Source organism: Streptomyces sp. NPDC001406 (genome assembly GCF_042895285.1).
Classification (GTDB): Bacteria; Actinomycetota; Actinomycetes; order Streptomycetales; family Streptomycetaceae; genus Streptomyces.
The window spans coordinates 71,996-98,506 of sequence record NZ_JBIAWG010000001.1 but is presented as its reverse complement, the minus strand read 5'-3'; the positions used below and the strand labels follow the sequence as shown (position 1 = coordinate 98,506).

Annotated in this window: 24 protein-coding genes and 1 pseudogene; 4 read left to right on the top strand and 21 right to left on the bottom strand. The window is 69.1% G+C overall.

From position 1 onward, the window contains the following. Nucleotides 1-63: 63 nt before the first annotated feature. From ACFY1J_RS00395 to ACFY1J_RS00385, 3 genes are all read right to left on the bottom strand, one after another. Entirely contained in the window at nucleotides 64-1,731 is a 1,668-nt protein-coding gene (locus tag ACFY1J_RS00395) for a beta-N-acetylhexosaminidase (RefSeq protein ID WP_390730317.1), read from the bottom strand. 985 nt (nucleotides 1,732-2,716) lie between these two features. Next, nucleotides 2,717-3,001, bottom strand: a complete 285-nt coding sequence (locus ACFY1J_RS00390) for a DUF3039 domain-containing protein (protein WP_390706881.1) — start codon at nucleotides 2,999-3,001, stop codon at nucleotides 2,717-2,719. A 29-nt stretch (nucleotides 3,002-3,030) separates the two neighbouring features. Further along, the gene (locus tag ACFY1J_RS00385) at nucleotides 3,031-3,603 is read right to left on the bottom strand and encodes a YqgE/AlgH family protein (protein ID WP_390706882.1); all 573 of its coding nucleotides are present in this window, start codon (nucleotides 3,601-3,603) and stop codon (nucleotides 3,031-3,033) included. Between the two features lie 251 nt (nucleotides 3,604-3,854). Between ACFY1J_RS00385 and murA the strand changes: the two genes are divergently transcribed. After that, complete coding sequence (murA, locus tag ACFY1J_RS00380; protein WP_363295454.1) at nucleotides 3,855-5,195, top strand: UDP-N-acetylglucosamine 1-carboxyvinyltransferase; 1,341 nt, start codon at nucleotides 3,855-3,857, stop codon at nucleotides 5,193-5,195. A gap of 323 nt (nucleotides 5,196-5,518) precedes the next feature. Here the strand turns inward: murA and ACFY1J_RS00375 are convergent, their stop codons facing one another. From ACFY1J_RS00375 to ACFY1J_RS00350, 6 genes are all read right to left on the bottom strand, one after another. Beyond that, nucleotides 5,519-5,800, bottom strand: coding sequence for an HU family DNA-binding protein (locus tag ACFY1J_RS00375; protein ID WP_263209294.1), 282 nt, complete (start codon nucleotides 5,798-5,800; stop codon nucleotides 5,519-5,521). Nucleotides 5,801-6,076: 276 nt separating this feature from the next. Continuing rightward, nucleotides 6,077-7,507 (bottom strand): NAD-dependent malic enzyme, encoded by a 1,431-nt coding sequence (locus ACFY1J_RS00370; protein ID WP_390706883.1) that lies wholly within the window; start codon nucleotides 7,505-7,507, stop codon nucleotides 6,077-6,079. A gap of 343 nt (nucleotides 7,508-7,850) precedes the next feature. Then, nucleotides 7,851-10,259, bottom strand: coding sequence for a HelD family protein (locus tag ACFY1J_RS00365; RefSeq protein ID WP_390706884.1), 2,409 nt, complete (start codon nucleotides 10,257-10,259; stop codon nucleotides 7,851-7,853). Between the two features lie 60 nt (nucleotides 10,260-10,319). Next, the gene (locus tag ACFY1J_RS00360) at nucleotides 10,320-11,093 is read right to left on the bottom strand and encodes an anti-sigma factor family protein (protein WP_390706885.1); all 774 of its coding nucleotides are present in this window, start codon (nucleotides 11,091-11,093) and stop codon (nucleotides 10,320-10,322) included. 59 nt (nucleotides 11,094-11,152) lie between these two features. Continuing rightward, nucleotides 11,153-11,674, bottom strand: coding sequence for a sigma-70 family RNA polymerase sigma factor (locus ACFY1J_RS00355; protein WP_010039908.1), 522 nt, complete (start codon nucleotides 11,672-11,674; stop codon nucleotides 11,153-11,155). Between the two features lie 329 nt (nucleotides 11,675-12,003). Beyond that, nucleotides 12,004-12,600, bottom strand: a complete 597-nt coding sequence (locus tag ACFY1J_RS00350) for a CGNR zinc finger domain-containing protein (protein ID WP_390706886.1) — start codon at nucleotides 12,598-12,600, stop codon at nucleotides 12,004-12,006. Nucleotides 12,601-12,775: 175 nt separating this feature from the next. Between ACFY1J_RS00350 and ACFY1J_RS00345 the strand changes: the two genes are divergently transcribed. Then, nucleotides 12,776-13,285 carry a DUF1772 domain-containing protein gene (locus ACFY1J_RS00345; RefSeq protein WP_390730316.1) on the top strand — a complete coding sequence of 170 codons (510 nt, stop codon included), beginning with the start codon at nucleotides 12,776-12,778 and terminating at the stop codon, nucleotides 13,283-13,285. A gap of 79 nt (nucleotides 13,286-13,364) precedes the next feature. Here the strand turns inward: ACFY1J_RS00345 and ACFY1J_RS00340 are convergent, their stop codons facing one another. From ACFY1J_RS00340 to ACFY1J_RS00330, 3 genes are all read right to left on the bottom strand, one after another. After that, entirely contained in the window at nucleotides 13,365-14,516 is a 1,152-nt protein-coding gene (locus ACFY1J_RS00340; protein WP_390706888.1) for a uroporphyrinogen-III synthase, read from the bottom strand. Between the two features lie 90 nt (nucleotides 14,517-14,606). Beyond that, nucleotides 14,607-15,989, bottom strand: a complete 1,383-nt coding sequence (locus tag ACFY1J_RS00335) for a nitrate/nitrite transporter (protein WP_390706889.1) — start codon at nucleotides 15,987-15,989, stop codon at nucleotides 14,607-14,609. 194 nt (nucleotides 15,990-16,183) lie between these two features. Then, complete coding sequence (locus tag ACFY1J_RS00330) at nucleotides 16,184-16,996, bottom strand: hypothetical protein (RefSeq protein WP_390730315.1); 813 nt, start codon at nucleotides 16,994-16,996, stop codon at nucleotides 16,184-16,186. A gap of 153 nt (nucleotides 16,997-17,149) precedes the next feature. Between ACFY1J_RS00330 and ACFY1J_RS00325 the strand changes: the two genes are divergently transcribed. Beyond that, entirely contained in the window at nucleotides 17,150-17,683 is a 534-nt protein-coding gene (locus ACFY1J_RS00325) for a hypothetical protein (protein WP_390730314.1), read from the top strand. Nucleotides 17,684-17,811: 128 nt separating this feature from the next. Here ACFY1J_RS00325 and ACFY1J_RS00320 read toward each other — a convergent pair whose 3' ends face one another. From ACFY1J_RS00320 to ACFY1J_RS00285, 8 genes and pseudogenes are all read right to left on the bottom strand, one after another. Beyond that, on the bottom strand, nucleotides 17,812-18,489 hold the full coding sequence (locus ACFY1J_RS00320) for a hypothetical protein (protein WP_390730313.1): 678 nt from the start codon (nucleotides 18,487-18,489) through the stop codon (nucleotides 17,812-17,814). Continuing rightward, nucleotides 18,482-19,159 carry a hypothetical protein gene (locus ACFY1J_RS00315; RefSeq protein WP_390730312.1) on the bottom strand — a complete coding sequence of 226 codons (678 nt, stop codon included), beginning with the start codon at nucleotides 19,157-19,159 and terminating at the stop codon, nucleotides 18,482-18,484. The genes ACFY1J_RS00320 and ACFY1J_RS00315 overlap by 8 nt, the downstream gene beginning before the upstream one ends. Before the next feature lie 43 nt (nucleotides 19,160-19,202). Further along, nucleotides 19,203-20,471 carry a putative T7SS-secreted protein gene (locus ACFY1J_RS00310; RefSeq protein WP_390730311.1) on the bottom strand — a complete coding sequence of 423 codons (1,269 nt, stop codon included), beginning with the start codon at nucleotides 20,469-20,471 and terminating at the stop codon, nucleotides 19,203-19,205. Further along, complete coding sequence (locus ACFY1J_RS00305; RefSeq protein WP_390706895.1) at nucleotides 20,468-20,785, bottom strand: hypothetical protein; 318 nt, start codon at nucleotides 20,783-20,785, stop codon at nucleotides 20,468-20,470. The genes ACFY1J_RS00310 and ACFY1J_RS00305 overlap by 4 nt, the downstream gene beginning before the upstream one ends. Before the next feature lie 95 nt (nucleotides 20,786-20,880). Next, nucleotides 20,881-21,912, bottom strand: coding sequence for a hypothetical protein (locus ACFY1J_RS00300; protein ID WP_390730310.1), 1,032 nt, complete (start codon nucleotides 21,910-21,912; stop codon nucleotides 20,881-20,883). Beyond that, on the bottom strand, nucleotides 21,912-22,565 hold the full coding sequence (locus ACFY1J_RS00295) for a hypothetical protein (protein WP_390730309.1): 654 nt from the start codon (nucleotides 22,563-22,565) through the stop codon (nucleotides 21,912-21,914). The genes ACFY1J_RS00300 and ACFY1J_RS00295 overlap by 1 nt, the downstream gene beginning before the upstream one ends. Before the next feature lie 247 nt (nucleotides 22,566-22,812). Then, nucleotides 22,813-23,745: pseudogene (locus ACFY1J_RS00290) on the bottom strand (acyltransferase); the annotation flags it as partial. A gap of 243 nt (nucleotides 23,746-23,988) precedes the next feature. After that, the gene (locus ACFY1J_RS00285; RefSeq protein WP_390706897.1) at nucleotides 23,989-24,960 is read right to left on the bottom strand and encodes a LysR family transcriptional regulator; all 972 of its coding nucleotides are present in this window, start codon (nucleotides 24,958-24,960) and stop codon (nucleotides 23,989-23,991) included. An 83-nt stretch (nucleotides 24,961-25,043) separates the two neighbouring features. Between ACFY1J_RS00285 and ACFY1J_RS00280 the strand changes: the two genes are divergently transcribed. Beyond that, nucleotides 25,044-26,351, top strand: coding sequence for an MFS transporter (locus tag ACFY1J_RS00280; protein WP_390706898.1), 1,308 nt, complete (start codon nucleotides 25,044-25,046; stop codon nucleotides 26,349-26,351). On the opposite strand, the gene ACFY1J_RS00275 is transcribed toward ACFY1J_RS00280, so the two are convergent. Next, nucleotides 26,271-26,465: a DUF397 domain-containing protein gene (locus ACFY1J_RS00275; RefSeq protein WP_390706899.1), complete on the bottom strand. Its 195-nt coding sequence runs from the start codon at nucleotides 26,463-26,465 to the stop codon at nucleotides 26,271-26,273. The genes ACFY1J_RS00280 and ACFY1J_RS00275 overlap by 81 nt on opposite strands. Between the last annotated feature and the right edge of the window lie 46 nt (nucleotides 26,466-26,511).

Sequence of the window (26,511 nt, the reverse complement as noted above, 5' to 3'; positions counted from 1 at the left end):
TCATACCTCATCGCCACCGAGGGCCGATTGACACTCTTCGGTGACACTTGAGGCCTTTTTCCATCACTTGTTCGGAGGCGGCCCGTCGACGGGGCGGCCGGGCACACCGGGGCGCCGCTGCCAGGGCCGGGGCCCGGCGGGCGGGCGGTAGGCGACACCGAGGGCGTCAAGTCGCGGGTAGTGGGCGGCCATCCGGTGTTCGAAGGCGGCGAAGTCCCGTTCCCCGGGGGCGGGCAGACGGCTCCAGGCCACCTCGGCGAAGGCGGCGAGGCGGGGAAACGTCTGGTAGTCCACGCGTGCGTGGTCCTCCATCACCTCGGTCCACACGTTGGCCTGGGCCCCCAGGATCCGGCCTCTTTGCTGTTCGTCCAGTTCCGGCGGAACCGGCTCGAACCGGTAGACGTCCTCCAGGGTGCGCACGTACCCGATCGGTACGGGCTCGTCCGCGCCGGCCGCCTGCCGGTGGTCCAGGTAGACCTGCTGCTCGGGGCACATCACGACGTCGTGCCCGGCCCGCGCGGCGGCGACCCCGCCCTCGTAGCCGCGCCAGGACGACACGGCCGCGCCGTCCGGAAGCCCGCCTTCCAGGATCTCGTCCCAGCCGATGAGTCTGCGCCCGCGCGCGGAAAGCCACTTGGCGAAATGGCCGATGAACCAGGACTGCAGTTCGTCCTCGTCGGCGAGACCGAGTTCCTTGATGCGGGACTGTGCCGTGGGCGACTGCTTCCACTGGTCCTTGAGGCATTCGTCACCGCCGATGTGAAAGAACGCCGAGAACTCGGCGGCATCCGCGGGGAAGAGACCGAGGAGTTCCTCGAAGACCCCCTCGTAGAAGCGCAGGGTGTTGTCAGTGGGGGCGAGTACGTTCGGAGAGATCCCCCAGTTGTCCCAGACGGAGAGGGCCGTGGTGTCGATGACGTCGGTGTTGCCGAGTTCCGGATACGCGGCGATGGCCGCCTGCGAGTGGCCCGGTACGTCGATTTCGGGGACGACGCTGATATGCCGCTCGGCGGCGTAGGCGACGATCTCCCGGATGTCGTCCTGGGTGTAGTGACCCCCGTGCGGCTTCTCCTCCCAGAGCGGCGAGGCCCGGTGTCCGAATTTCGTACGCGCACGCCAGGAACCGGTCTCGGTCAGCTTCGGGTACCGCTTGATCTCGACGCGCCAGCCCTGGTCGTCCGTCAGATGGAAGTGGAAGACGTTCAGTTTGTGCGCGGCCATCAGGTCGAGGTACCGCAGGACGCCTTCCTTGGGCATGAAGTGCCGGGCGACGTCGAGCATCAGTCCACGCCAGCGGAATCGGGGCGAGTCCTGGACATGGATCAGCGGCAGCCGCCAGGAGCCGGAAATCGGGGCTCGCCGGAATGCGCCGGGGCCGAGCAGTTGACGCAGCGTCTGGGCGCCCCAGAAAAGCCCGGCGGGACCACCGCCGACCAGATGCACGCCGGTCGGCATGACGGCGAGACGGTAGCCCTCGGCGCCGAGATCCTTGGTGACCATCGGATGGATGGACAGCCGAATGACATCGTCCCCACTCGACTCCTTCGACGCGAGCGGCAGCCCGGTGGCCGCCCCCAACGTCGCCCGCAGCCAGCGCTCGGTCCGCTCCGCACCCTCACCGGCCGCCAGTCCGGTTCCGGGGCCCAACGCGAACCAGTTGGCACCGTAGGCAGTCACATGACGGGGCTCGGGAATCAGATCCACCACGCCAGTAAACACGTTCGAAGCCATTCACGAACCCCCGCACTCGTGAACCAGAACCGGAATCCCCCGCCACGGAACGAAGCCAGAACCGAATTCCGCCACCCGAAGCCCCAGCACCGAATCCACAAAGACTCAGGCCCACTGCACGCCCGTGCGCCGCGAGCCGTTGGCTCGGCAGGGGGAGGGCGGCGGGGCGGGGGCGAGCGGGGTGGAGACCAACGGGGCGGGGCCCAGCAAAGCGAGAGCCCGGCAAGGCGGAGGCCCGGCAAGGCGGAGGCCAGCAAAGCAGGAGCCCAGGCGATGGGAGTCCCAACGGGGCGGAGCCCAAGCAGGACGGAAGCCGCTGAGAGGAAGACTCAGCAGGACGGCGCCCACCAAGGCAAGGATCCAGCGAGAGGGAGCCCCAGCAGGGCAGAGCCCAAGCAGGACAGGCCGGCAAGACGGATGCCCAGGCGGGACGGGAGCCGGCAAGGCGGAAGCCTCGGCGGAGGGAGTCGCAACAGCGTGGCGCCCAAGCAAGGCGGGAGCCCAGTGTCGCCTCCGCGGGCCGGTCATGCCGGGCATACAGCGAGCCGTGTCGGCGCGAGGAGGAGGTCCCAGCGCTCCGGCAGAGTCCCGCGCGCCCGTAGCAATCTGCCGCCGTCCGAATCCCTGGCCCGCTCCAACGGGCCCCACGGCTCACTGGCGCTGCCGACCCGCTCTTTCAACGCCGCGTCGAGTGCCCAGCCTGCCCGCACCACTGGCTGTCGTGTGCCCACCGCAACGCGACCCTCGGGTCATGCAGTTGGACCACGCCCCGTCCCCCGCCATCTCGGGTCGGGCGCCCAGAAGCCCCTCCGGCTGAGCTCGTCGACCAATTCGGGCAATTCAAGCAAGGGTCCCGTTCGTACGTCCCCCGCATACAGCATCGGCCGCGGCCCCCGCAGGGGCACCGCGGCCACGCTTCGGTCCCGTCGTGCGGTCTGTGCGCGCCTGCGCACCGTGCCGGATCGGGTCGGACCGGGGCGGTGTGCTACTTGTCGCCGCCGCCCTTGCCTTCGTCGCCGGCGCTGCCCATGGAGTCGTAGATCTCCTTGCACATGGGACACACCGGGTACTTCTTCGGGTCGCGGCCCGGCACCCACACCTTGCCGCAGAGCGCCACGACGGGCGTGCCGTCGAGGGCGCTCGCCATGATCTTGTCCTTCTGGACGTAGTGGGCGAAGCGCTCGTGGTCGCCGTCGCCGTGGGACACCTGCGGCGTCGGCTCTACGAGGGTCCCCGTACCAGTCCCGCGCTCGGGCTCGAGAGTGCTCATATCGCCAAGAGTACTGAAGCTCGCACGTATCAGTTGAGCGACGGGTCGTCCGGATACGTCGCCACCATCGCCAGCTCGTTCCGCTGGCGGCGCAGCACCTCGCGCCACAGTCGCTCCGGGGCCGGGGACGAGACGTCGCCCGGTTCCGATTCCACGACGTACCAGGCACCCTCCCCCAGCTCGTCCTCCAGCTGTCCCGGCCCCCAGCCGGCGTACCCGGCGAAGATCCGCAGCGACCCGAGAGCCGAGGCGAGCAGCTCCGGCGGGGCCTCCAGGTCCACCAGCCCGATCGCACCGTGCACCCGGCGCCAGCCGAGCGGGGCCCGGTCGCCGGACACGCCGCCGGGGATGACCGCGACGCCGAGCGCGGAGTCCAGCGACACCGGACCGCCCTGGAAGACGACACCGGGCTCACCGGCCAGCTCCGCCCAGCCCTCCAGGATGTCGCCCACGTCCACCGGGGTCGGACGATTGAGGACGACACCGAGGGAGCCCTCCTCGTCGTGGTCGAGAAGGAGCACCACCGCACGGTCGAAGTTCGGGTCCGCCAGGGCGGGCGTGGCCACGAGCAGCCGCCCTGTGAGCGAGGACACCTCGGTCATGCCAGACATGATCCCGCATCTTGCCCTCGTGTGGGGAGCCAATGCGGGTACGGGAGTGAATGCAGCTCAGGGCGCACCGGTGCGCCCCACGCGCACGCCCGCGCCGGTGACCCCATGTGCCCGGGAGTGAACGGTTCGTGTTGTGACAGAGCTGTGGCGATGCTGGGTGGCACTTGGGCTTACGGCAGGGGGGCGGTAGGCGATTACGCTGTCTCTCCGGCCCCTGCCCAACTCCACGGAACGCGAGATTCATGACCGTCAACGACGATGTCCTGCTTGTCCACGGCGGAACCCCGCTGGAGGGTGAGATCCGTGTCCGCGGTGCGAAGAACCTCGTGCCGAAGGCGATGGTCGCCGCCCTGCTGGGCAGTGCGCCGAGTCGACTGCGTAACGTACCGGACATCCGCGACGTTCGTGTCGTACGCGGCCTGCTGCAGTTGCACGGGGTGACGGTCCGTCCGGGTGACGAGCCCGGTGAGCTGGTGCTCGATCCGACGCACGTGGAGAGCGCCAACGTCGCTGACATCGATGCCCACGCGGGTTCCTCGCGCATCCCGATCCTCTTCTGCGGCCCCCTGCTGCACCGCCTCGGCCACGCGTTCATCCCGGGCCTCGGCGGCTGCGACATCGGCGGCCGGCCCATCGACTTCCACTTCGACGTGCTGCGGCAGTTCGGCGCGACGATCGAGAAGCGTGCCGACGGCCAGTACCTGGAGGCGCCGAACCGGCTGCGCGGTACGAAGATCCGGCTGCCGTACCCGTCCGTCGGCGCGACCGAGCAGGTGCTGCTGACGGCCGTACTCGCCGAAGGCGTCACGGAGTTGTCCAACGCGGCCGTCGAGCCGGAGATCGAGGACCTGATCTGCGTTCTGCAGAAGATGGGCGCGATCATCGCGATGGACACCGACCGGACGATCCGCATCACCGGTGTGGACAAACTCGGCGGCTACACCCACCGCGCCCTCGCGGACCGCCTGGAGGCCGCGTCCTGGGCGTCGGCGGCGCTGGCGACCGAGGGCAACATCTACGTCCGCGGTGCGCAGCAGCGCTCGATGATGACGTTCCTCAACACCTACCGGAAGGTGGGCGGTGCCTTCGAGATCGACGACGAGGGCATCCGCTTCTGGCACCCCGGCGGCCAGCTGAAGTCCATCGCGCTGGAGACGGACGTGCACCCGGGCTTCCAGACCGACTGGCAGCAGCCGCTCGTCGTGGCCCTCACGCAGGCCACGGGCCTGTCGATCATCCACGAGACGGTCTACGAGTCCCGGCTGGGCTTCACCTCCGCCCTGAACCAGATGGGCGCCCACATCCAGCTCTACCGCGAGTGCCTGGGCAGCTCCGACTGCCGCTTCGGAGCGCGCAACTTCCTGCACTCCGCGGTCGTGTCGGGCCCCACCAAGCTGCAGGGCGCCGACCTGGTCATCCCGGACCTCCGGGGCGGCTTCTCGTACCTCATCGCCGCGCTGGCGGCCCAGGGCACGTCCCGGGTCCACGGCATCGACCTCATCAACCGCGGCTACGAGAACTTCATGGAGAAGCTCGTGGAGCTGGGCGCGAAGGTGGAACTGCCGGGCAAGGCACTCGGCTAGTTTCCAGTACGACAATGGGGCGGCCCCTGTGGAAAGGGGGCCGCCCCGTTTGTCGTTGTCCGCGCCCGCGGCGGACGCGCCCCCGAAGGGGCGCGGGACCGTGTCGATCTGCGGCTCCGCCGCGCGGGCGCGACCAGCCACGACGGGCGCGCACTCACCCACTGCGCCCTCAGCGCCATGACGTTGGGGCGGCCCCTGGCGAAAGGGGCCGCCCCATCGTGATATGTCCGCGCCCGCCGCGGACGCGCCCCGCAAGGGGCGCGGGGAACTGCGCGACCAGCCACATGCGGCGGCAGTTACCCACCGCGCTCTCAGCGGAGCGCTTACTTGCCCTTGGCCGCTTCCTTGAGCTTCGAGCCCGCGGAGACCTTCACGCTGTAGCCGGCCGGGATGTTGATGGGCTCACCGGTCTGCGGGTTGCGCGCGGTGCGAGCGGCACGGTGGGTGCGCTCGAAGGTCAGGAAGCCGGGGATGGTGACCTTCTCGTCGCCCTTGGAGACGACGTCGCCGACGACCTCGGCGAACGCGGCCAGAACGGCGTCGGCGTCCTTGCGGGTCACCTCGGCGCGGTCGGCCAGCGCGGCCACCAGCTCACTGCGGTTCATGTTGTTACTCCCGTGTTCTTCTTGCCGTTGGGGTGTGCCAGGCGGCGGTGCCGCACTCTGGCACAGCGAAGCCGATGCGCTCGCGCCCGTGGACGCATCCTGCCCCTACCTGCGGCGGGAAAGCCAATCCGGCACCCGCAGGAGTCGTGAGAACACCCTAGGGAGTCACACGAAAAGCGCCTGTCGGCCGTCACCCTAGAGGGCGCCCGGCGGTAGGGGGTTCCGCGACGCGCCGCTGTGAGGGGCCGCCGTGGCGATCCTCACAGCACTTGCACACTACGGCACGGTGGGCTGCGCCGCCGCCCCGGCCGCCTTCGCCGCGTCCCGCACCGCACCCGCCACCGCGCCCGCGACCTTGTCGTTGAAGACGCTCGGGATGATGTAGTTCGGGTTCAGCTCGTCCTCGGTCACCACGTCCGCGAGGGCCTTCGCGGCCGCGAGCATCATGTCCGTGTTGACGGTGCGGGACTGCGCGTCCAGCAGGCCGCGGAAGACACCCGGGAAGACCAGCACGTTGTTGATCTGGTTCGGGAAGTCGGAGCGGCCGGTGGCCACAACTGCGGCCGTCTGGCGGGCGATTGCGGGGTCGACCTCGGGGTCCGGGTTCGCGAGCGCGAACACGATGGCACCCTCGGCCATGGCGGCCACGTCGTCGCCGTCGAGGACGTTCGGGGCGGAGACGCCGATGAAGACGTCGGCGCCGCGCACGGCCTCCTTCAGCGTGCCGGTCAGGCCCTCGTGGTTGGTGTTGTCGGCGATCCAGCGCAGCGGCGAGTCCGCGGCGGCGTCCACCAGGTCCTCGCGGCCGGCGTGCACGACACCGTGGATGTCGGCGACGACGGCGCTCTTGACGCCCGCCGCGAGCAGCAGCTTGAGGATGGCCGTACCGGCCGCGCCGGCGCCGGACATCACGACGCGGATGTTCTCAATTGCCTTGCCCGCGACGCGAAGTGCGTTCGTCAGGGCGGCGAGGACGACGATCGCCGTGCCGTGCTGGTCGTCGTGGAAGACGGGGATGTCGAGGGCCTCGCGCAGCCGGGCCTCGATCTCGAAGCAGCGCGGCGCGGAGATGTCCTCCAGGTTGATGCCGGCGAAGCCCGGGGCGATCGCCTTGACGATCTCGACGATCGCGTCGGTGTCCTGGGTGTCCAGGCAGAGCGGCCAGGCGTCGATGCCGGCGAAGCGCTTGAAGAGGGCCGCCTTGCCCTCCATGACGGGCAGTGCGGCCTTCGGGCCGATGTTGCCGAGGCCCAGCACCGCGGAGCCGTCCGTCACGACCGCAACGGAGTTGCGCTTGATGGTGAGACGGCGGGCGTCCTCGGGGTTCTCGGCGATCGCCATGCAGACGCGGGCCACACCCGGCGTGTAGATCATGGAGAGGTCGTCACGGTTGCGGATGGGGTGCTTGGACTGCATCTCGATCTTGCCGCCGAGGTGCATCAGGAACGTACGGTCGGAGACCTTGCCGAGCGTGACGCCCTCGATGCCGCGCAGTTCCTCGACGATCTCGTCGGCGTGCGCGGTGGAGGAGGCCGCGATGGTGACGTCGATACGGAGCTTCTCGTGGCCGGACGCGGTGACGTCGAGGCCGGTCACCGAGCCTCCGGAGGACTCCACGGCGGTGGTGAGCTGCGAGACGGCGGTTCCGCTCGCGGGCACCTCCAACCGGATGGTCATCGAGTAGGAGACGCTGGGCGCCGTTGCCATGGCCGACTTCCTCTTTCACCGTGTCGCGAAGATGTGCCGTCCGATCGTCGCACCTACCGTCGAGTAGGCGTTAGCCGGTCCTGAATTGCGAACGTTTTGTTCGCGGGGCCTGCCGAAATGTCGCGGGGCACTGCCGAAAAAAGGGACCCACGTCACGGATGACGTGGGTCCCCTCACCGTTCATGACACCGACCCGCCATGCTCGCCTCGCGGCAAGTGGTCGCTCGTAGCGACAAAGGTTGGGCCCGGGGGCTTGGATCGAGCCGGTGCCACAGCCAGGCTAACAAACCGATCGCGTGGAACCATTCCCGTACGGAGAGTTCACAGGATTCACCCCCGTGATTCAGTCCCTGAGCAGATCGGGGACCCCGGCCGCGTCCGGCTCGTCCCGTTCGTCCGAGATCACCGTCAGCTGCTGCGTGGCCCGGGTCAGGGCGACGTACAGCACCCGCAGGCCCGCCGGCGACTCGTCGGCGATCTCCGCGGGTGAGACGACCACCGTGGCGTCGTACTCCAGGCCCTTGGCCTCCAGGCTGCCGAGCGCCACCACCCGGTCGCCGAGCCCGGCGAGCCAGCGCGCGGCCTCCTCGCGCCGGTTCATGGCGACGACCACGCCGACCGTGCCGTCGACCTGGTCGAGGAGCCGTTCGGCCTCCGCCCGCACGGTCTTCTCCAGCGAGCCCCGGACGACCGTGAAGCGCGGTTCGACCCCGGTGGAGCGTACGGCCGACGGGGACTTCGAGCCGGGCATGGCCAGGGCGAGCACCTTGGCGGCGAGCTCGGCGATCTCCGCCGGGTTGCGGTAGTTCACCGTGAGCTCGAAGCGGCGCCGGGGGCGGGTCCCCAGGGCCTCGTCACGGGCCTCGGCCGCCTCGTCGGGGTCGGACCAGGAGGACTGGGCCGGGTCGCCGACGACCGTCCAGGTGGCGTGCCGGCCGCGGCGGCCCACCATGCGCCACTGCATCGGCGTGAGGTCCTGGGCCTCGTCCACGATGACGTGCGCGTACTCGGTGCGCTCCTGCGCCAGCCGCTCGGCCCGCTCCCGCTGCGACTCCTCGCGTACGGGCATCAGCTCCTCCAGACCGGTGAGCTGGTCGAGCGGGTCCAGCTCGCGTCTCTTCTTCGGGCGGGCCGGGGAGCCAAGGACGGCCTGGAGCTCGTCGAGCATGGCGATGTCGTGCACGGAGTGGCCGTCGCGCCGCAGCGACCGGGCGACCCTGCGCACCTCGCCGGGGTTGAGGATGCGGCGGGCCCAGCGGCCGAGCCGGCGCTCGTCCGCCATGGCCGAAAGGACGGCCATCGGGGTGAGCTCGGGCCACCAGGCGTCGAGGAACCGGATGAAGCTGTCCTCGGAGGTGACGTCCTCGTCGAAGGACGAGCGCAGCTCGGCGGCCAGCTCCGGGTCGGAGTGCCGGCCGGCCCCGCCGGACTGCGCCCACAGGGCGTCGAGGAGCAGCTTGCGGGCGCGCGGGCGGAGCAGATTGACGGGCGCGGTGCCGCCGAGGGCGTTGCGTCGGATACGTTCCAGCTCGGCCGCCGCCAGCTCCAGCCGGCGCCCGAAGGCGACGACCCGCAGCCGGGTGGGCGGGCCGGCGGGAGCGCTTTGTGCCGCGCCGGCGCCCTCGTCACCGAAGGCGAGCTGTCCGGAGGCGGCGGGACGCGGACGTGCGGCACCGGATGCGGCACCGTCCGGCCCCAGCTCCAGCGCGCCCCGGGCCGCCTTCCGCAGCACCTTCAGCATGCGGTACGACCCCTTGGCCCGGGCCACGGACGGGGAGTCGTACAAGGTGGCCCCGACGCCGTCGACCAGCGAGCCGATCGCCCGGATGGCGACCTGGCCCTCCTCGCCGAGGGAGGGCAGCACGCCCTCGGTGTACGCCACGAGCAGCGGGGTCGGCGAGACGATCAGGATGCCGCCCGAGTACCGGCGCCGGTCCTGGTAGAGGAGGTAGGCCGCCCGGTGCAGGGCCACGGCGGTCTTTCCGGTCCCCGGTCCGCCCTCGACGTAGGTCACGGAGGCGGCGGGGGCGCGGATGACCAGATCCTGCTCGGCCTGGATGGAGGCGACGATGTCCCGCATGGTGTGGCTGCGGGCCTGGCCGAGCGCGGCCATCAGGGCGCCGTCGCCGATGGCGGGCAGCTCGTCGCCGTCGAGGAAGGCCGTGAGCTCGGGGCGCATCAGGTCGTCCTCGACGCCGAGCACCCGGCGTCCCTTGGAGCGGATGACCCGGCGCCGTACGACCCGTCCCGGGTCGACCGGGGTGGAGCGGTAGAAGGGGGCGGCGGCGGGCGCCCGCCAGTCGATGACCAGCGGGGCGTAGTCCTGGTCGAGGACACCGATGCGGCCGATGTGCAGCGTCTCGGCGATGTCGGCGGTGTTGTCGGCGCGCACGGCGCCCTCCGCCGGCTCGATGGCGGTGTAGGCGCCGTCGGGCCCCTTCTTGCCGTCCTTGCCGAGCAGCAGGTCGATGCGTCCGAAGAGGAAGTCCTCGAACTCGTTGTTGAGCCGGTTGAGGTGGACGCCCGCCCTGAATACCTGGGCGTCCCGCTCGGCGAGCGCGCCGGGCGTACCGACCTGGCCGCGCTTGGCCGCGTCGTTCATCAGGAACTCGGCCTCGTGGATCTTCTCCGCGAGGCGCCGGTACACCCGGTCGAGGTGTTCCTGTTCGACGCTGATCTCTCGGTCCCGTACGGAGTCGTGTACCTCGTCGTGAACCGAGCCGACCGCAGATTGTTGAGCCTGAGCGGCCACCGGGCCCCCTTCTGACGTGCTGGGCAGCCGTCAACCGTACGCGAAGGGGACCCGCGGAAGCTACGCGTCTACGTTCACGAGCTTCTTGCCGTCGAAGGTCATGACCTCGAAGTGGTCGATCTGGTTCGGGGAGAAGGCCGCGCCGCCGTGGACGTAGAGAGGGTTCTTGGCCTCCTCCGACTTGGCGTTCGCGATGCCGTAGCCCCAGTTCGGGACGGACCAGGAGGTCACCGTCTCGCGTTCGCCGTTCTTGCCCACGGCGATGAGCGAGCACTTCTCCGGGCCGGTGACGTTCTTGAGCTGGAGGACCGCGTGGGTGCCCCAGTTCTTCTTCTCGACGGCGACGGTCGCGGTGACATGGGTCGCCGGGTCCGTGGCCGTCTTCTTGTCGGTCATGGTCTGGAAGGCCGCCTGGGCGGGTCCCATCGCCATGTTGTCGTTGCCGCCGTTGTCCGAGCCGCCGCCGGCCGCCAGCACGGCCAGCGGGCCGCCGACGATCAGCGCCGCGGATGCCGCGAGCATGAACATGGTCCGGCGGCGCTTGACCGCACGGCGCTCCGAGACCTCGACGACCAGCTTCTCCGCCAGCCGTGGGGTGGGCCTGGCGGACAGCGACTCGCCGATCGCGGGTGTGCTGCCGGAGCCCGGCAGGTCCGCGAGCGCGGCCAGCATCGGCTCCATCCCGGCGAGCTCGTCGAGCTGCTGGGCGCACCAATCGCAGCCCGCGAGGTGGGCCTCGAAAGCGGTTGCTTCGGCGTCGTCCAGAATCCCGAGGGCGTAGGCGCCTACTGTCTCGTGCTCGTTGGGCACCGCGGATCCCTGATTGGGGCTCATGGGTCCAGACATACCCGGACCACCCGTGCTGAATCCGCCGTGTCCCCCGTATCCACTCATCACGCCGTCACCCCCCGCTCCTCCAGTGCCAGCTTCATCGACCGAAGGGCGTAGAACACCCGAGAACGGACAGTGCCGCTGGGAATACCCAGCGTCTCGGCCGCCTCGTTGACGGTACGCCCCTTGAAGTACGTCTCGACGAGCACCTCCCGGTGGGCCGGGGTCAGGTCGTCGAGCGCGTCAGACAGCGTCATCAGCCACAGCGCCTTGTCGATCTCGTCCTCCGCGGGGATGACCTCCAGCGGCGACGGATCGACCTCCTGCGGCCGGGCCTGCCGGCTGCGGTGGCCGTCGATGACGATGCGGCGTGCGACCGTCACCAGCCAGGGGCGTACCGATCCGGTCGCTCGATTGAGCTGGCCGGCGTTCTTCCAGGCACGGATGAGCGTCTCTTGCACGACGTCCTCTGCTCGCTGCCGATCACCGGCGACCAGCCGAAGGACATACGCAAGGAGTGGTCCGGCGTGCTCTCGATACAGAGCACGCATCAGCTCCTCATCAGGTTCCGAGGGCTGGGACATGCGATGTCGGGCCCTCGATCCACGTTCATTGGCCACGACGGAATCCTTGCGCACGCCCACCTCCGATGTCCGGGGGTTCCCCCAGTCGGTCGCTCGCCCACACGTACGCAGGTGGGCCGCGACGTGTTCAAAGTGACGTGACACTTTTCTCAGGGGTGCCATGACGAGAGGGACATGGCCGCACATTCCCACCGCATGATCTTTACATTTCCGACACATTGCCTGCGGCGCGCCGCGTGCCCGTGCAACACCGAAGACAAACGCAGTGTTGTCGAAATCACTTCGGCGCCGAAGTGGTCACCGAAGCACAGAAGCCGCCAAGCGGACACCTAGGCTCGCGCCAGGGCCGCCCTGCGGCGGTGCCGGGCCACCCGTTCACGGTTCCCGCAGACCTCGCTGGAGCACCAGCGCCGCCGGCGTCCCCGGGACGTATCCAGGTACACGATGGGGCAGTTGTCCCCTTCGCACTCCCGCACGGCCGCCCACGCGACAGGATCGGTGAGCAGCTCCACGGCGTCCCGGGCGACGGCCCCGAGCAGCGCCGCGCACCCGGGCGGGCCGTCCAACTCCCGCATGAGCGTGCCGTCCTCGCCGCGCACGGCACGCGGGGCCGGGGGCGCGATGCGGGCGATCTCGTTGAGACGGCCGAGCGCCGGCCCGTACGACCGTCCGTCGGCCGCCGCGAGCTCGCCCCGCACCAACAGCTCCACGTGCCCCCGCAGTTCACGGAAGCCCACGAGCCAGCCGCTGTCGGCGTGCGCCAGCGCGGTGCCCGCCGGGACGAGCCCGGAGCCGACGATCCAGGCACGCAACGGCGCGACCGAGTCCAGCCGTTCACCAGGATGGCTCGTCGCAAGGAGATCCAGGCAGATCCGCCCGGCGTCGAACCGCAGCTCGTACGGGGCCGTGGCCGTACCCAGTGCCATGTGCCTGTCACCGCCTAGGGCAGGGAACCGTTCCCTCTCTCACAGTGCCTGCCCGCTCGCGCGTCCGGAACCCCTCGTACCGGCGCTGGACGCACACGTATGCGGCCGCGCGTCTCGGCCATGTCCTGTCGGTGATCACGCGGGTTGACTGAAGGACATGACAGAGAGCATCAGCATGAGACGGCGGACGACCGCCGGTGCCGTCCTGGGCGCGGCCACGGTCACCATGGGCCTGATCGCCGGGGTCTTCTACATCTTCGCGTGCGCGGTCATGCCCGCCCTGCACCGCAGCGGCGACCGCGTCTATGTCGAGGTCATGCGGAACATCAACGACGTGATCCAGAACCCCGTGTTCTTCCTGAGCTTCATGGGGGCACTGGTACTGACGGGCGTGTCGGCGTGGCAGCTCCGGCACGCGTCCTGCGCCCGGTGGGTGTGGGCGGGGCTCGCCGCGTACGCCCTGACGTTCCTCGTCACGATCGCCTTCAACATCCCGTTGAACGACGCGCTGGCCAGGACCGGGGACGCGTCGGACCTGCGGGACCGGTTCGAGAGCGCGTGGGTGGCGTGGAACGCCGTACGGGCCCTGCTGTCGACGGTGGCGCTGGGGTGCCTGGCGAGGGCGCTGATCCTGTACGGCCGCTCCTGGTCCCCGGCCGGCCATACCAGCCCGTCCGGCGCTTGAGGACGAGGCCGTTCAGGCCGAAGCGGGGGCCTGGGGGCGGCAGCCCCCAGGGACGGTCACACCAGCACCCCGCACCAGCTCACGCGTCCGCGTACTTCGCATCCGCCGCCGGATCCAGCGCCAGCCGGTACCCCCGCTTCACCACTGTCTGGATCAGCTTCGGCGCGCCAAGTGCCGTACGCAGCCGAGCCATCGCCGTCTCCACCGCGTGCTCGTCCCGCCCGGCCCCCGGCAGCGCCCGCAGCAACTCGGACCGCGCGACGACCCACCCCGGCCGCCGCGACAGCGCCCGGAGCAGCGACATCCCGGCCGGTGGCACCGGCTTCAGGGCCCCGTCCACCAGCACCGCATGACCCCGGATCTCCACCCGGTGCCCGGCGATCGGCAACGACCGCGCCCGGCCGGGCAGTTCCTGGCACAGCAGCTGTACGAGGGGCCCGAGCCGGAACCGCTCCGGCTGGACCGTGTCGATGCCCCGCGCCTGCAGCGGCAGGGCGGTGACCGGCCCCACGCAGGCCGGCAGCACATCGTGGTTGAGGGCGGCGAGCAGCTCACCGACCAGCCCCCGCTCCTCGGCCCGGGACAGCAGGGACGCGGCGGCCGGGGCGCTGGTGAAGGTGAGCGCGTCCAGCCCGCGCGAGACGGCCGCGTCGATCAGCCGGTCCACCGGCCCGATCTCCTCCGGCGGCATCCACCGGTACACCGGCACCGGAAGCACCTCCGCTCCCCCAACCCGCAGCGCCTCCACGAACCCCGGCAGCGGCTCGCCGTGCAGCTGTACGGCGATACGGCGCCCGTCGACCCCCTCCTCCAGCAGCCGGTCCAGCACCTCGGCCATGGACTCGCTCGACGGCGACCACTCCTCGGTGAGCCCGGCGGCCCGGATGGCGCCCTTGACCTTGGGCCCGCGGGCCAGCAGCTCCACCCCGCGCAGCCGGCCGAGCAGCTGCTCGCCGAGCCCCCAGCCGTCGGCGGCCTCGATCCACCCGCGGAACCCGATGGCGGTCGTGGCGACGGCTACGTCCGGTGCCTGGTCGATGATCTCCTTGGTGGCCGAGAGGAGTTCACCGTCGTCGGCGAGCGGCACGATGCGCAGGGCAGGCGCGTGCAGCACGGCGGCACCACGCCGCTGGAGCAGCGCGCCCAGCTCGTCGGCCCGGCGCGCGGCCGTCACGCCCACGGTGAACCCCGCGAGGGGCCCGTGTTCTGGTCGCTGCTGTTCGTCGTACATGGCTCTCGTCCCGCTGGATACCTGGATGTCGAACGAGCCTGTCAACGGTGCGTGACAGGCTCGGTTCGACTTGATGTCACCGGTGTTACGTCACACCTCGGCGTAGCTGAGCTGCGGCTTTGCCTCGGCGGCGGCCGTGGTCTGCGCCACTGCGGCCGGGCGGCGAAGGTATACGGCCCAGGTCACCACGAAGCAGAGGCCGTAGAAGGCGAGGAAGGCGACGAAGGCGCCGGTGCCGGAGCCGTAGGAGAGGTACGACTGCCGGAAGGCGAGGTTGATGCCGACACCGCCGAGCGCGCCGACCGCCCCGATGAGCCCCATGGAGGCACCGGACAGCCGCCGCCCGTAGGAGGCCGCCTCCTCACCGGTGAGGCCCTTGGCCAGGGCCTTTGCCTGGAAGATGCCGGGGATCATCTTGTACGTCGAGCCGTTGCCGAGCCCGGTGAGCACGAACAGGACGACGAAGACGGAGACGAACAGCGGCAGCGACTTCTGCATGCTGGCGACGACGAGGCCGGCGGTTGCCGCGGACATGGCCACGTAGTTCCAGAGGGTGATCTTCGCGCCGCCGTACCGGTCGGCGAGCCAGCCGCCCACGGGCCGGATGAGCGAGCCGAGGAGCGGGCCGATGAAGGTGAGGTACGCGGCCTGCAGCGGGGTCCGCCCGAACTGGACCTGCAGGACCTGCCCGAAGGCGAAGGCGTAGCCGATGAACGATCCGAAGGTGCCGATGTAGAGGAAGGACATGATCCAGGTGTGGGCGTCCTTGACTGCGTCCTTGGCGGCACCGGTGTCGTTCTTCACGCTGGAGAGGTTGTCCATGAAGAGGGCGGCGAGGACGGCGGCGATCAGGATCAGCGGGATGTAGATGCCCAGCAGCACACGCGGACCGCCGCTGGCTCCGATGATGGCGAGGGCGACCAGCTGGATGACTGGGACACCGATGTTGCCGCCGCCGGCGTTCAGCCCGAGCGCCCACCCCTTCTTCCGCAGCGGGAAGAAGGCGTTGATGTTGGTCATGCTCGACGCGAAGTTCCCGCCGCCGATGCCCGCCAGCAGGCCGACCAGCAGGAAGGTGTCGAAGGAGGTCCCCGGCTTCATCACGGCGAAGGCGGCCGCGGTCGGGAGGAGCAGCAGCCCGGCCGAGATGATCGTCCAGTTCCGCCCGCCGAAGATCGCCACGGCGAAGGTGTAGGGGACGCGGACGACGGCGCCGACCAGTGTGACCATCGAGGTCAGCAGGAACTTGTCGGCCGGGGTCAGCCCGTACTCCGGGCCCATGAAGAGCACGAGTACGGACCACATGGTCCAGATCGAGAACCCGATGTGCTCGGACAGCACCGAGAAGACAAGATTCCGCCGGGCGACCTTCTCGCCGGTCGCGTTCCAGAATGCCTCGTCCTCCGGATCCCAGTGCTCGATCCAGCGGCCTCCCCTGCTGTTGGGGGCGGGGGCTGTACTAGGGGCTGTCATGACGCCTCCACGGTGCTCCGGGGCTCGGTCTTTCCACGAGTGACTGAGCCCGAAGGTAGGGAGGACGCGTTTCCGTACTGTGGCTGCGGGTGACCGGAAGGGAACGTTGCTCTCACTCGGCGCGAGGGGCGTCGGTGAGGGCGATTGCGTGGGGGGGGCGGGGGGAGGGGAGCGGACTGCGGGAGGCCTCGGGATCAGTGCTGGGGAGGCTGGGGAGGCTGGGGGGACTGGGGAGGCTGCTGCCAGTTCGGGTACTGCTGGGGGCTGTACGGCCCGGGGGCGGCGGCTTGGCCGTAGCCACCGGGGTTGCCGGGGTTGCCGTAGTTGCCGAGGTTTCCATAGGGACCGCCGGTGTAGGCCCCTGTTTGCCCGTATTGCGGCTGGGGCTGCTGCCATTGCTGGAGTCCCGGAACCTGGGTGCCGGGCGGCAGATGACGCAACCTCCCGCCCTCATCGGTCACCGGCATGAACCCGGCGGCCTGGAGCCGGGCGGCGAACTTGGCGTTGCGGCGCCGGGTGACGAGGAACCCGATGCCCATGATGCCCATGAAAATGACCCAAACAGCTCCGGCAGCAATGAAGTTGAAGGCGCCGCCACCCTTCCGCACCGTGTAGAGAATCAGTCCGAGGGTGATGCCACCGGCGCCGCACAGCATCCGCTTCTCGGCGTTCTTGCCGGTGAGGTCGAACTGGATGCGGGCCTTGAGGAGTTCAAGGGCGTCGGGCACGACGGGCGGCAGCGAGACGCCGTCCGCGGCGTTCGGATACTGCGCCCAGTTCTGCGCGGCGCGGGCCCGGGCCTGCGGGCTGTGGTCCGGCACGATCAGCATCTTCAGCACGTTGTTGCGCGACCCGGTGTACTGGGCGTCGGCGTACTCGTACCCGAACTGCTGGGCGATGAAGGCGAGTCGGGCGATCTTCTTCACAGAAGCCATCGAGTTGGTGAGCGCAACAGGCTCACCGCCCGCCATCAACTGCAACATCTTCCGCACTTGCCGCTTGCTCACTGTGCCCACTCCCCCGCCGACGGCTTCACTCTCTTCACTTGCGCAACGCGGGTAGTTTTCCACGCCGGTACGGGTCGAGGCGGCCGAGGGGCCCCGGTTGACGGGAACTTGGCAGAGCCTTGGAACAGTCACTGCTCACGGCACAATCACCGCATGGGAACCGACATCCACGGTCTGATCGAATGCCGCGCCTGGGCTCCCGGCCTGGACGCCGGCGAAACGTCCTGGCACGCGGCGATCGACCTCACGATGCTCGGCATGGTGACCAGGGACTACGAGGCCTTCGCCTGCCTCTTCGGCGTACGCAACTACAGCGGCCTGTGGCGCCCGGTCGTGGCCGACCGCGGCCTCCCACCCGACGCGTCAACCACGACCCGCGCCGAACTGTCCTCCTGGGGCGCCGCGGCCTTCGGCACCACCTGGCCGACCTGGACGGAGATATCGGCCATCGACTGGAACGAACCGGCAACCCCCGGAGCCACCCGAATAGCCCGCTACCACCGCGCCCCCGACGGCACGCTCCACCTGACCGACCCCGCGGTCTGGCCCCGCGCCTTCGCCCGCGCGAGCGGCATCAACACGCTGACGACGGACCCCTCCAGCATCCCCGACCTCTGCCCCGAGGGCACACTGGCGGAGGTACATGGCACGGAGAACGTCCGCTTGGTGGTGTGGTTCGACGAGTAGCACCTACCCGCGACCTGTGCCGAGGGGGGAGGCGAACGGAAGATTCGGGCCACGCCAAACCCCTACATCCTGGCCACTCCGGCCTCCTGCGTGACCCAAACCTTCCAATGACCTCAGGGGTTTCCTGGTTATCGGGACTTCGCGTTCTCGGCTGTGCGTGTAGACGGTTCCTCAAAGGTGACCAGTTCGGAGATGCGGCGTAGCAACGTGCGATAGCTGTCGCGGTGGAGCGTGGCGGTGGTACTCAGGGTGAGCAGCGCCAAGCCGGTGCCATCCGGGTGTGGCAGGTGGGCGTAGAACTGGAGCAGCGGCGCTGCAGGAATCCCCGATTCCGGGATCGGTGTGCGCAATGCCTCACTGAATGCTGCTGGGCCGCAGGCAAGTTCGGCGGATGAGATATGCGTGTGCCCCTGAGAGGTTGCAAGGGCCCGCGCAGCAATTACGGCTCCTGGAGCCCAGGAGGTACCCACCCAGGTGATGGTGAACAGGGACAGCAGAGCGTCTGCGTCACCGCTCCCGCTGTCATCGCGATGCAGGCCCAACGAGCAGTGGACCGTACCACTCACTCGCAACGCGCGAATCATCCGCTGAGCCGCAGTCAGGTTTACGACAAACCGTTCACGTGTTGCTTCGTCGGGCGCCGAGGCAAGGATGGACGCCACTGCCGTATTCAACTGTTCCGCCTCGGGAGAGCCGGGGCAGGCAAGGAGGCTATCGATCGGCAGCGGGGTGAACCCGGGAGGGATGGCAAACCGGAGACCATCTTCCTCGGACCAGGAATTCGCGAAGGTCCCAGTGCTACGCATGGGACTCCGGAACCGTCTCGACATACGCGGCGCCGGCTCGGCGAGCACGCTCAACGTCAACAGCACTGGCAGCCCAACTTGCAGGCGCATGACGGCTATCGAAAACCGAGCGCTGGTAGAGAAGGTGAAGGCGCTTCGGTGCCTTACCCCCTGCGGCGGGCGCGGCAACGACAGCGAGGTAGCGCGGGTCGCCTGCAAACCAGAGAGGTTCGATCTGCGCTCTGCGCTCGGGTTTGGTACGAGGTCCGTCCAGGCGCTTCAGCCACCAGTAGGATCGCTGATGCTTGATGAAAACCATGGGGATCATCTCGTCACGATCGGCCGGATTCCGGAACTCGAACCATATTCCGTCGTCTCGGGCCCCAGGATGCTTCCCGAGACCACTGGGAACCTTCTCTAGTAGCTGCCATGGGTACTCGCGCAAGACCCGGCGCATACGGAAGGCCGCGGGGAAATAGGTGAGCTGATTGAAAAACCGATAGAAGCCGTAGAGGAAGTACGGCATGAAGATCCACACGACCCAGTTCGGTGTGAACGTCGAGACACCGAGCAGTGCAATCCACCCTGCGGGCCAAGCGACGAGCCCGACCAAGTTCGTGAACATGTGCATCGCCCAGGCGCCGCGAGTCCATGAATGGTCCCACGCCGCGGTGTGGCCTGTGGAATACATTGGCGGTTGCCTCATTCTCGATCGAGGAATCAGAGCGGCCGGATCACTGGCGGAAGACACGTCTGGCAAGGTCGATGGTTTCTCCCACATCGACCTGCCCGAGAAAGTAACCGTCCAACGAGGTACCGATGTTCGCTGCCGTGTCGCTGTCGAGCGAGTCGACCTTGCTCGTGGCCAGCCCATAGGAGGCGGTGGCGAAGCCGGCCCACGGAGCGACGGTCTCGGTGGTCTCGAAGGTCGTCCTCAACCGGGGTGCCCTCTCCACCACCCAGGTCGCCACGGGGTTGTGCAAATCGGTGAACTCCCTGGCGCTCGCTATGGTCTTTCCGCCGGCAGCGACAATCCTCGGCCCGGCCGTGAGCGCCTCCCCCGCCTCACCAACTCCCCTCAGGAGAGCAGGCGCACCCTTCACGACGGCTCCCAACCCGGGCAGCGTGCCCAGCCCATCTGCCGCCAAGCCGACCGCGTTGCTCCAGAAGTCCGCGTCGAACTCTCCATGCCGGAATCCGTCCCACAAGGATGCGCGCACCACCGGATCGGCCAGCCTTCCGGCGACGGCTCCCGCGCTCAAAGCAGCGGCGGTCAGCAGTAGGGCCGCTGCGGCGGTTCCACCGGTGGCCACGAACAGGGCGATGATGCCGATGAGGGCCGCGGTCCAGCTGAGAACGTCAGGCAGGTTGTCGCCCACCCAGTCCAGGAACTTGTCCCACGCGCCAGGCTCGTGCGGTGCCAGTTTCCTGGTGGCGTCGTGGATCTTTGCGGCCCGGTATCGAGCCTGCTCCCTGTGCTCCTCGGCCAGCTTCTTCGCCTTGCCGATGATCTTGTCCAGGTCGGCCTGGGCGTTCTCTGTCGCTGTGTTCAGCTGGGTCAGGGCCTTCTGGTCCAGGTCGGGCGTACTCTTCGCCTTCTTTGCCTGGCTCTTGGCCATGTCCAGGGTGACCTGGGCGTCCTTCGCCTCGTCGTTCAGGCGTTTGGCGCGGCGCTGGAAGTCGTCGAGTTCGGCCTCCCAGCGGGTGAGTTGCCTGGCCGCCTTGCTGACCGAGTGCGCGGCGTTCTTGAGGTTGAGGGCCAGTGGTCCGCCCTGGAGTTCCTCCCGGAAGGCCACGGCGGCGTCGCCCTTCCAGTAGCTGCCGTCCATCAGCTTGGCGACCAGGCCGTGCGTCTCGTCCAAGACCCTGGCGCAGGAGGCGAGCTTCTTGTGCAGGGCCCGTACCGTCTCGGTGCTTCCCGGGGCGGGGTTGAAGCCGAGGTGGGGGTAGGGGCTATGGGTGTCCGAGCCGGGATCGGCCCCGACACCTGCGGTGGTCGTCACCTCCCGGCCCCGCCCTTGCCGTGGCCGCCCTTCCTCAGCGCCGCTTCCAGCGCCTTGTCGACCTCTTGGTAGCTGTGCTTGCACTGACCGATGATCTTCGCAAGGCTCTCGGTCTGCTTGCCGATCTGTTCGGTGCCGTACTTCCAGTCGTCCTGGAAGTCCTCGCAGGCCGAGTCCAGGTCATCCGTGCCGAGACCGGTGACCGTCGCTTCGCCGAGCGCCTTGCGCAGGCCCTTCAGTGAGTCGCTCGACTTGTTCAGCAACTTCATGAAGTGCTTCAGCTCGTCGTCGTCGACGGTCAGTCGGTCTGCCACGTGTTCCGCTCCCCTGGGTTGTCAGCCCTCGCCCGAAAGCGGAATCACGCTATCCATGTTTTCGTCCGGCTATACCTCGGCCGTGCTGCGGGCTGTCATCGGTTGACGGCCTGGATCTCCTGCACGACCACATTCTGAGTCGCTCCGAACGTGCCGTCAGGCAGGTCACCGCCCGCCCCGCCAGTGCCCGTCCAGTGGATCTTCCAAGTGATGGTCGCTTTCAGGGGGTACGCGTCACTCCCCGAGGAGCGCAGGTATTTCACTCCACAGGGTGGCGTCTCGTCGGCCTTGCCTTTGGCGTACGCCTCACCGATGCTGCCGTTGTTGATCTGGCAGACGCCCGAGGCCGGGTAGGTCTCCGCATCCGACGTGCCAGGGTCGATCTTCAGGGAGACCGGTTCGGCGGTGGTCGTTGCCGAGATGCCGAGCACCGGGACGGAGGCGGTGACCGAGACGGGCTTGAACGCGGCGCCGTCCAGCCAAGCCCAAGTGGGCAGGTTGACCTTGGTCGCGTTGGCGGGGGCCAGGGTCACCTTCGTAGTTGGGACCCGGATCTCGTTGTATGCGAGTTCAGCCAGGATCTTCGGCGTCACCGCGTTTTCGATGTCCGGCGGCGGGGGGTCACCCTTGTCCACCCAGAAAATGGGCTTGCCACACTTGTCCCAGCCCGGCGGGAACGACTTGTTGACGAACGAGTCCCACCAGTAGCCCTTGTCGGCCTTGTCCTTGTTGAAGTCCTTGTAGGGGTGGCCGTTGACGTAGCGATCGCGCTGCTCAGCATCCCACTGAGGGCCTGTGGAGCCTGCCTCCCAGATGGGTTCCAGGTACGCCTTGAGTTGGTCGGGGGTGAACTTCGGGGCATACCAGCAGGCCGGCGGGGTCCAGGAGGTGGTTGAGGTGACGGGGCCGACCGAACTGCCGGAGCCGTTCTTCGACCGGTCGAAAACTATGCCTGAGGCGCTGGCCGCGATCGTGCCGTCGGGGCTGCTGTCGCCCTTCGGGCCGGGCTCGGAGTTCTGGGTACCGCCGGGCAGCGTGTCGTCGGCATGGGCTACGCCGGGAAGGTAAAGAAGCGACAGGCACGTCCCCAAGGTGACCAGAAGCGGGAGGGTCTTCAGTTTGCGCATCAGGGCTGACACTCGGCACTCCCACTCTGCGAAATGATCTTCTGGATCACCCAGACACCCTTGCTGTTCTTCTTGAGCGACGTGTGGTAGCTGACGTAGCTCTTTGCGGTGACCTCGGTCTTCTTGATCTTCTTGGGCAGGTACTTGACGTACGCCTTGCCCTGGTCCTCGCAGTAGCTGAGGGAGGCCGTTCCGTCCTTGGAGACAGCCACCGCAGGAGAGTAGAAGCGATATACACCGGTGATGCTGGCCTTGTGGTCCACATAGTTCTGGATGAACTTCTGCGTGCCGGCGGCAGCTTCACCTTCGTAGTAGTAGAGGTACGGCTTGTCGAGCGCGTTCTGGTGAACGATCGCAAGGTCCACCGCCTTGATGGACTGCTCGCTGTCGGACAGGACCGCATCCTTGTCCGCGTCGCCCGTCTTGGGCCAGTCAAAGGTGTACGACAAGTCGGACGGCATCTCGATCTTCGGGCGGTCACCGTTCGCGGAGGCCGAAGCGCTGGGAGAAGCAGACGCATTGCCCCCCGTATCCGCCCCCGGAATCTTGTCATTCGACTTCCCCCCGCCCCCACCCCCACCGCAACCGGCAAGCAGAAGTACGGCCGTCACACCGGCGGTGGCAGTCGTGAGCAGGCGGGGTCGGCGGGTCACGGTGGGCTCCTGGTGGGGCGGTTGGGGTCTGAGAAGCAGCGTTATACGGTATCGGGCCCGACTGTCGCTGTACCAGAGCGAATTGCTCTGCGGGCGGTATGACGAATGGGGCACAGGAGGGCAGAGGGTGGGTAACTGGCGCTTCAGTAAAGGGGGATGATTACCCATCTGTGACAATGCGGCAGTCCGGGGCCGCCCGGCCGTTGACCGCTGCAAAGGTTCTGTGAAGGCGCGCCGAGTGAGGGCGTCACGCCCTGCGGTGTGCGCGGTTCCTCGGACCGTTGGGCCAGAGCCTCGGGCTTCGTTTTGCCGCCATGTCCTCGATCCAGCCGAATGCCGCGATCGTCAGGCCGATCAGGGGCCGGACCAGGACGAACATCCAGATCATGTACGTCGAGTCCAGGGCCGACGCCGCGCGGTCGCTCTGCATGAACGGGAGGTCGTACGCCTGGTCGATGATCGGAACCGTCGCCATGATGAGCATGTTGTGCCACAGATAGATCGTCACCGCACGGTTGTTGGACAGGGCGACCAGTTTGTCCCAGCGGCGCAGGCGGCCCGGGAGTTCCTGCCAGGACGGGGAGTACTGGAGCAGGATGACGACGAACCCGAAGGACCAGGCGGCCTGGGCGAGGGGGATGTCGTTCAGGTCCCAGCCGTCGGGGCCCCGGTGGCCCGACGCCCACCACAGGCCGAAGGCCATCAGCAGGGCCGTGCAGGAGACCGCGACGTAGCGGGGGATGCGGGCCAGCAGGCCGTCGTGGTGGGCGAAGCCCAGGACCCAGCAGCCGCCGTACACCGCGAAGTCCGTGACCGCGTTGCCCGTCTCGCCCGGGATCGACATCAGACCTGTGCCGATCGTCGCCGTCAGCCCAAGGGGTGCGAGCAGCGTTGGCCATGGTGCCCTGCGGAACGCCCGGAGCAGCAAGGGGGATGCCAGCACGAACCAGAGGTAGGCGCGGAGGTACCACAGCGGGCCCGCCGCCTGTACCGCCCAAGTGTCCTCCAGCAGGCCCGACTTCGAGCCGATGTGCCAGGGGAACGGCGGGGCGCCGACGGGGATCACGTAGTCGATCAGCTTCAGTACGCCCCAGGTGCCGCCGTTGTCCGGGTCCTTCACCGGGTTCCAGCCGCCCGCGAACATCAGCGCCGGCGCCACCGCGCCGAAGTAACCCCTGGGTCTCTCCCCGCGTCACCGGCATGTTCCGGGTCGCGGGTGATAATTGAGACCATTCCGGTTGGGCGTCTTCTCGCCACTTCTTCACGCGCGTACATCCCCCCACGGGACAGTTCCGGGTGCACCGACGACCCCGAGCACACGTCGACAGAACCAGGCCCCCACCTGGTCAGAGCGCCCCCTCGTACCACAGCGTGCTCAGGCCGCGAATGTAGCGCACGCATGAGGACCGATGTTCGTGGCGTGTCATTTGTGGGCATTCATGAATGCCTCGTCCATGGCGTGAATCCATCCATCGGCCGGCCGTATCAGCCAGCCCTCGGACCGGGTGATCTCCGCCGCTGCCCGTCGAAGGGCATCGAACCCGGGATGGACCAGCCCCTTTCGCCACACGAGTGACACAGGCGACAACGGGACGGGGTCGACGAGAGGCCTCAGCACCGTCCGAGGCATGGCCGGAAAGTCCACCACGGCGAGGATGGGGTTACGCGTCTTCGCCATGATCCGCTCGAACTCCTCGTCCCCGACGGCCAGCGGTAGGGGAGAGGCGACCCGGATGCCGCGTCCCTCGAAGAGGTGGTGGGCGAGGTCGGTCCACTCGGGCGTGCGCGGATTGCCGGCACCGGCGTACACGGTCTCCCCGGCCAGCGCGGCCAGCGGCACCGCCTCCAGCGGGGCCAGCGGATGGTCGTCGGGGAGCACGACGGCCATCGGCTCGTACCGCACGGGCTGGTGCGCGAGACCGGCCCGCAGCGCGGGGGCCAGGCCCGCGAACCGCCCGAAGGACGCGTCGAGGCGCCCGGCGAGCAGTTCGGCGGCCGCGCCCGTCAGTCCGCTCTCGTAGCGGGCCATCAGCTCGCAGTCGGGCGCGAGTTCCCGGGCCCGGTGCAGCACACGGCGGCCGGTGGCCAGGCCTGGGGAGTTCAGGTCCACCAGCAGGGGGCGGGCCTGTCCGAACGCGGCGAGCAGCTCGTCCTGGGCGGCGAGGACCCGGCGGGCGTACGGCAACAGCCGCTCGCCGTCGGCGGTCAGCGTGACCTGCCGGGTGGTCCGTACGAACAGCTCGGCGGCCAGCTCCCGCTCCAGCCGCCGTACGTCCCGGCTGAGCGCCTGCTGGGCGACGTACAGGCGGGCCGCGGCGCGGGTGAAGTGGAGCTCCTCGGCGACGGTGACGAAGGCGCGCAGGAGGCGGGGGTCCAGGTGGGCGGGGTTGGGCATCCGGCGAATTTACAACGTGGGTGCGTCAATCGGCAGGGATCAGGTGTTGGACCCCTTGATCCACTCCGGGGGACGGTGGGGTCATGCCTCAGCTCACCGTGCCCCGGCTCCGCCTTGCCCCGTACCGGCGTCTCTTCGCCCGCCCCGGCACCCGTGCCTTCACCGCCGGGAATCTGATCGCCCGGCTCCCCATGGGCATGTTCGGGGTGAGCGCGGTCGTCATGATCGCCGGTGCGCGGGGCTCGTACGCGCTCGCCGGCGCCGTCACCGCGACGGGGCTGGCCGCGACCGCGGTGGCCGGGCCCTGGGTCGCGCGGCTCGTCGACCGGCACGGACAGGCGCGGGTCGCGGTACCGGCCACGGTCACCGCCGTGCTGGGCAGCCTCGCGCTGCTGCTCTGCGTCCGCCTCGGCGCCCCGGACTGGACCCTGTTCGCCGCGTACGCCGCCACCGCCACCACTCCCAACATCGGCGGCCTGTCCCGCGCCCGCTGGGCCCATGTACTGCACGACGACCCGGGCGCGCTGCACACCGCGAACTCCTTCGAACAGGCCGCGGACGAGCTGTGCTTCATGCTCGGCCCGGTGCTGGCGTCCTTCCTGACCGGGGCGCTCTTCCCGGAGGCGGGCACGCTCGTGGGCGCCGCGCTGCTGCTGGCCGGCATGCTGCTGTTCACCGCACAGCGCGCGACCGAGCCGCCGCCCCGGCGGCGCACCCGGGCCGCGTCGCCGCTGCGCACCCCCGGCATCGCGCCCCTGCTGGCCTGCTTCGTCGCCACGGGCGCGGTGTTCGGCTCGATGGAGGTCGTCACCATCGCGTACGCGGACGGGCAGGGCCACCGTTCGGCGGCGGGTGCGGTGCTGGCGCTCCAGGCGGCGGGTTCCTGCGCGGCGGGGCTGCTGTACGGGGCGCTGAAGCCGGCCGCCCCGCGGCTGTCGAGGTGTCTGCTCGCGATGACCGCGCTGATGTCCCTGCCGCTGCTGGCCGCGCTCACGACCGGCTCCCTCTGGGCGCTGGCCGCGGCCCTGCTCGTCGCGGGCATGGCGACCGCGCCGACCATGGTCACGGCGATGACGCTGGTCCAGCGGCTCACGCCCGAGGACCGTCTGAACGAGGGCATGAGCCTCGTCGTCACCGGCCTGCTGACCGGCATAGCCTGCGGTTCGGCGGCAGGCGGCTACCTGTCGGAACACACCTCCCCGACAACCGCCTTCACGGCACCGGTCACGGCGGCCGCCCTGGCCCTGCTGATCAACTCCTCGGCAACGGCACTCCGTTCGGCCCGTCGAACTGCCTCCGGAACCCGGGGCTCAGATCTCGCGCGAGGCGTACGCGAGGAAGGCGGCCCAGGCGTCGCAGCGGACGGCAAAGCGAGGGCTTTGAGTGCCTAGCTTGGAGTCTCGGATGTGGATGGTGCGGGGGCGGACGGCGACTTCGAGGCAGGCGCCGCCCCTGCGTACCGCCAGTTCTGCTGCGCCTGCTGGGACTCCCCCGAAGCCACGCACTCACCCGCCTCCCGCTGCCACACCGTGTACAAGCACGCTGAACGAC

Excerpts from the sequence above, each read along its gene's own strand:
- ACFY1J_RS00395 (WP_390730317.1), bottom strand. The coding sequence starts at position 1,731 with ATGGCTTCGAACGTGTTTACTGGCGTGGTGGATCTGATTCCCGAGCCC.
- ACFY1J_RS00390 (WP_390706881.1), bottom strand. The coding sequence starts at position 3,001 with ATGAGCACTCTCGAGCCCGAGCGCGGGACTGGTACGGGGACCCTCGTA.
- ACFY1J_RS00385 (WP_390706882.1), bottom strand. The coding sequence starts at position 3,603 with ATGACCGAGGTGTCCTCGCTCACAGGGCGGCTGCTCGTGGCCACGCCC.
- murA (WP_363295454.1), top strand. The coding sequence starts at position 3,855 with ATGACCGTCAACGACGATGTCCTGCTTGTCCACGGCGGAACCCCGCTG.
- ACFY1J_RS00375 (WP_263209294.1), bottom strand. The coding sequence starts at position 5,800 with ATGAACCGCAGTGAGCTGGTGGCCGCGCTGGCCGACCGCGCCGAGGTG.
- ACFY1J_RS00370 (WP_390706883.1), bottom strand. The coding sequence starts at position 7,507 with ATGGCAACGGCGCCCAGCGTCTCCTACTCGATGACCATCCGGTTGGAG.
- ACFY1J_RS00360 (WP_390706885.1), bottom strand. The coding sequence starts at position 11,093 with ATGAGCCCCAATCAGGGATCCGCGGTGCCCAACGAGCACGAGACAGTA.
- ACFY1J_RS00355 (WP_010039908.1), bottom strand. The coding sequence starts at position 11,674 with ATGTCCCAGCCCTCGGAACCTGATGAGGAGCTGATGCGTGCTCTGTAT.
- ACFY1J_RS00350 (WP_390706886.1), bottom strand. The coding sequence starts at position 12,600 with ATGGCACTGGGTACGGCCACGGCCCCGTACGAGCTGCGGTTCGACGCC.
- ACFY1J_RS00345 (WP_390730316.1), top strand. The coding sequence starts at position 12,776 with ATGAGACGGCGGACGACCGCCGGTGCCGTCCTGGGCGCGGCCACGGTC.
- ACFY1J_RS00340 (WP_390706888.1), bottom strand. The coding sequence starts at position 14,516 with ATGTACGACGAACAGCAGCGACCAGAACACGGGCCCCTCGCGGGGTTC.
- ACFY1J_RS00335 (WP_390706889.1), bottom strand. The coding sequence starts at position 15,989 with ATGACAGCCCCTAGTACAGCCCCCGCCCCCAACAGCAGGGGAGGCCGC.
- ACFY1J_RS00325 (WP_390730314.1), top strand. The coding sequence starts at position 17,150 with ATGGGAACCGACATCCACGGTCTGATCGAATGCCGCGCCTGGGCTCCC.
- ACFY1J_RS00320 (WP_390730313.1), bottom strand. The coding sequence starts at position 18,489 with ATGCGTAGCACTGGGACCTTCGCGAATTCCTGGTCCGAGGAAGATGGT.
- ACFY1J_RS00315 (WP_390730312.1), bottom strand. The coding sequence starts at position 19,159 with ATGTATTCCACAGGCCACACCGCGGCGTGGGACCATTCATGGACTCGC.
- ACFY1J_RS00300 (WP_390730310.1), bottom strand. The coding sequence starts at position 21,912 with ATGCGCAAACTGAAGACCCTCCCGCTTCTGGTCACCTTGGGGACGTGC.
- ACFY1J_RS00285 (WP_390706897.1), bottom strand. The coding sequence starts at position 24,960 with ATGCCCAACCCCGCCCACCTGGACCCCCGCCTCCTGCGCGCCTTCGTC.
- ACFY1J_RS00280 (WP_390706898.1), top strand. The coding sequence starts at position 25,044 with ATGCCTCAGCTCACCGTGCCCCGGCTCCGCCTTGCCCCGTACCGGCGT.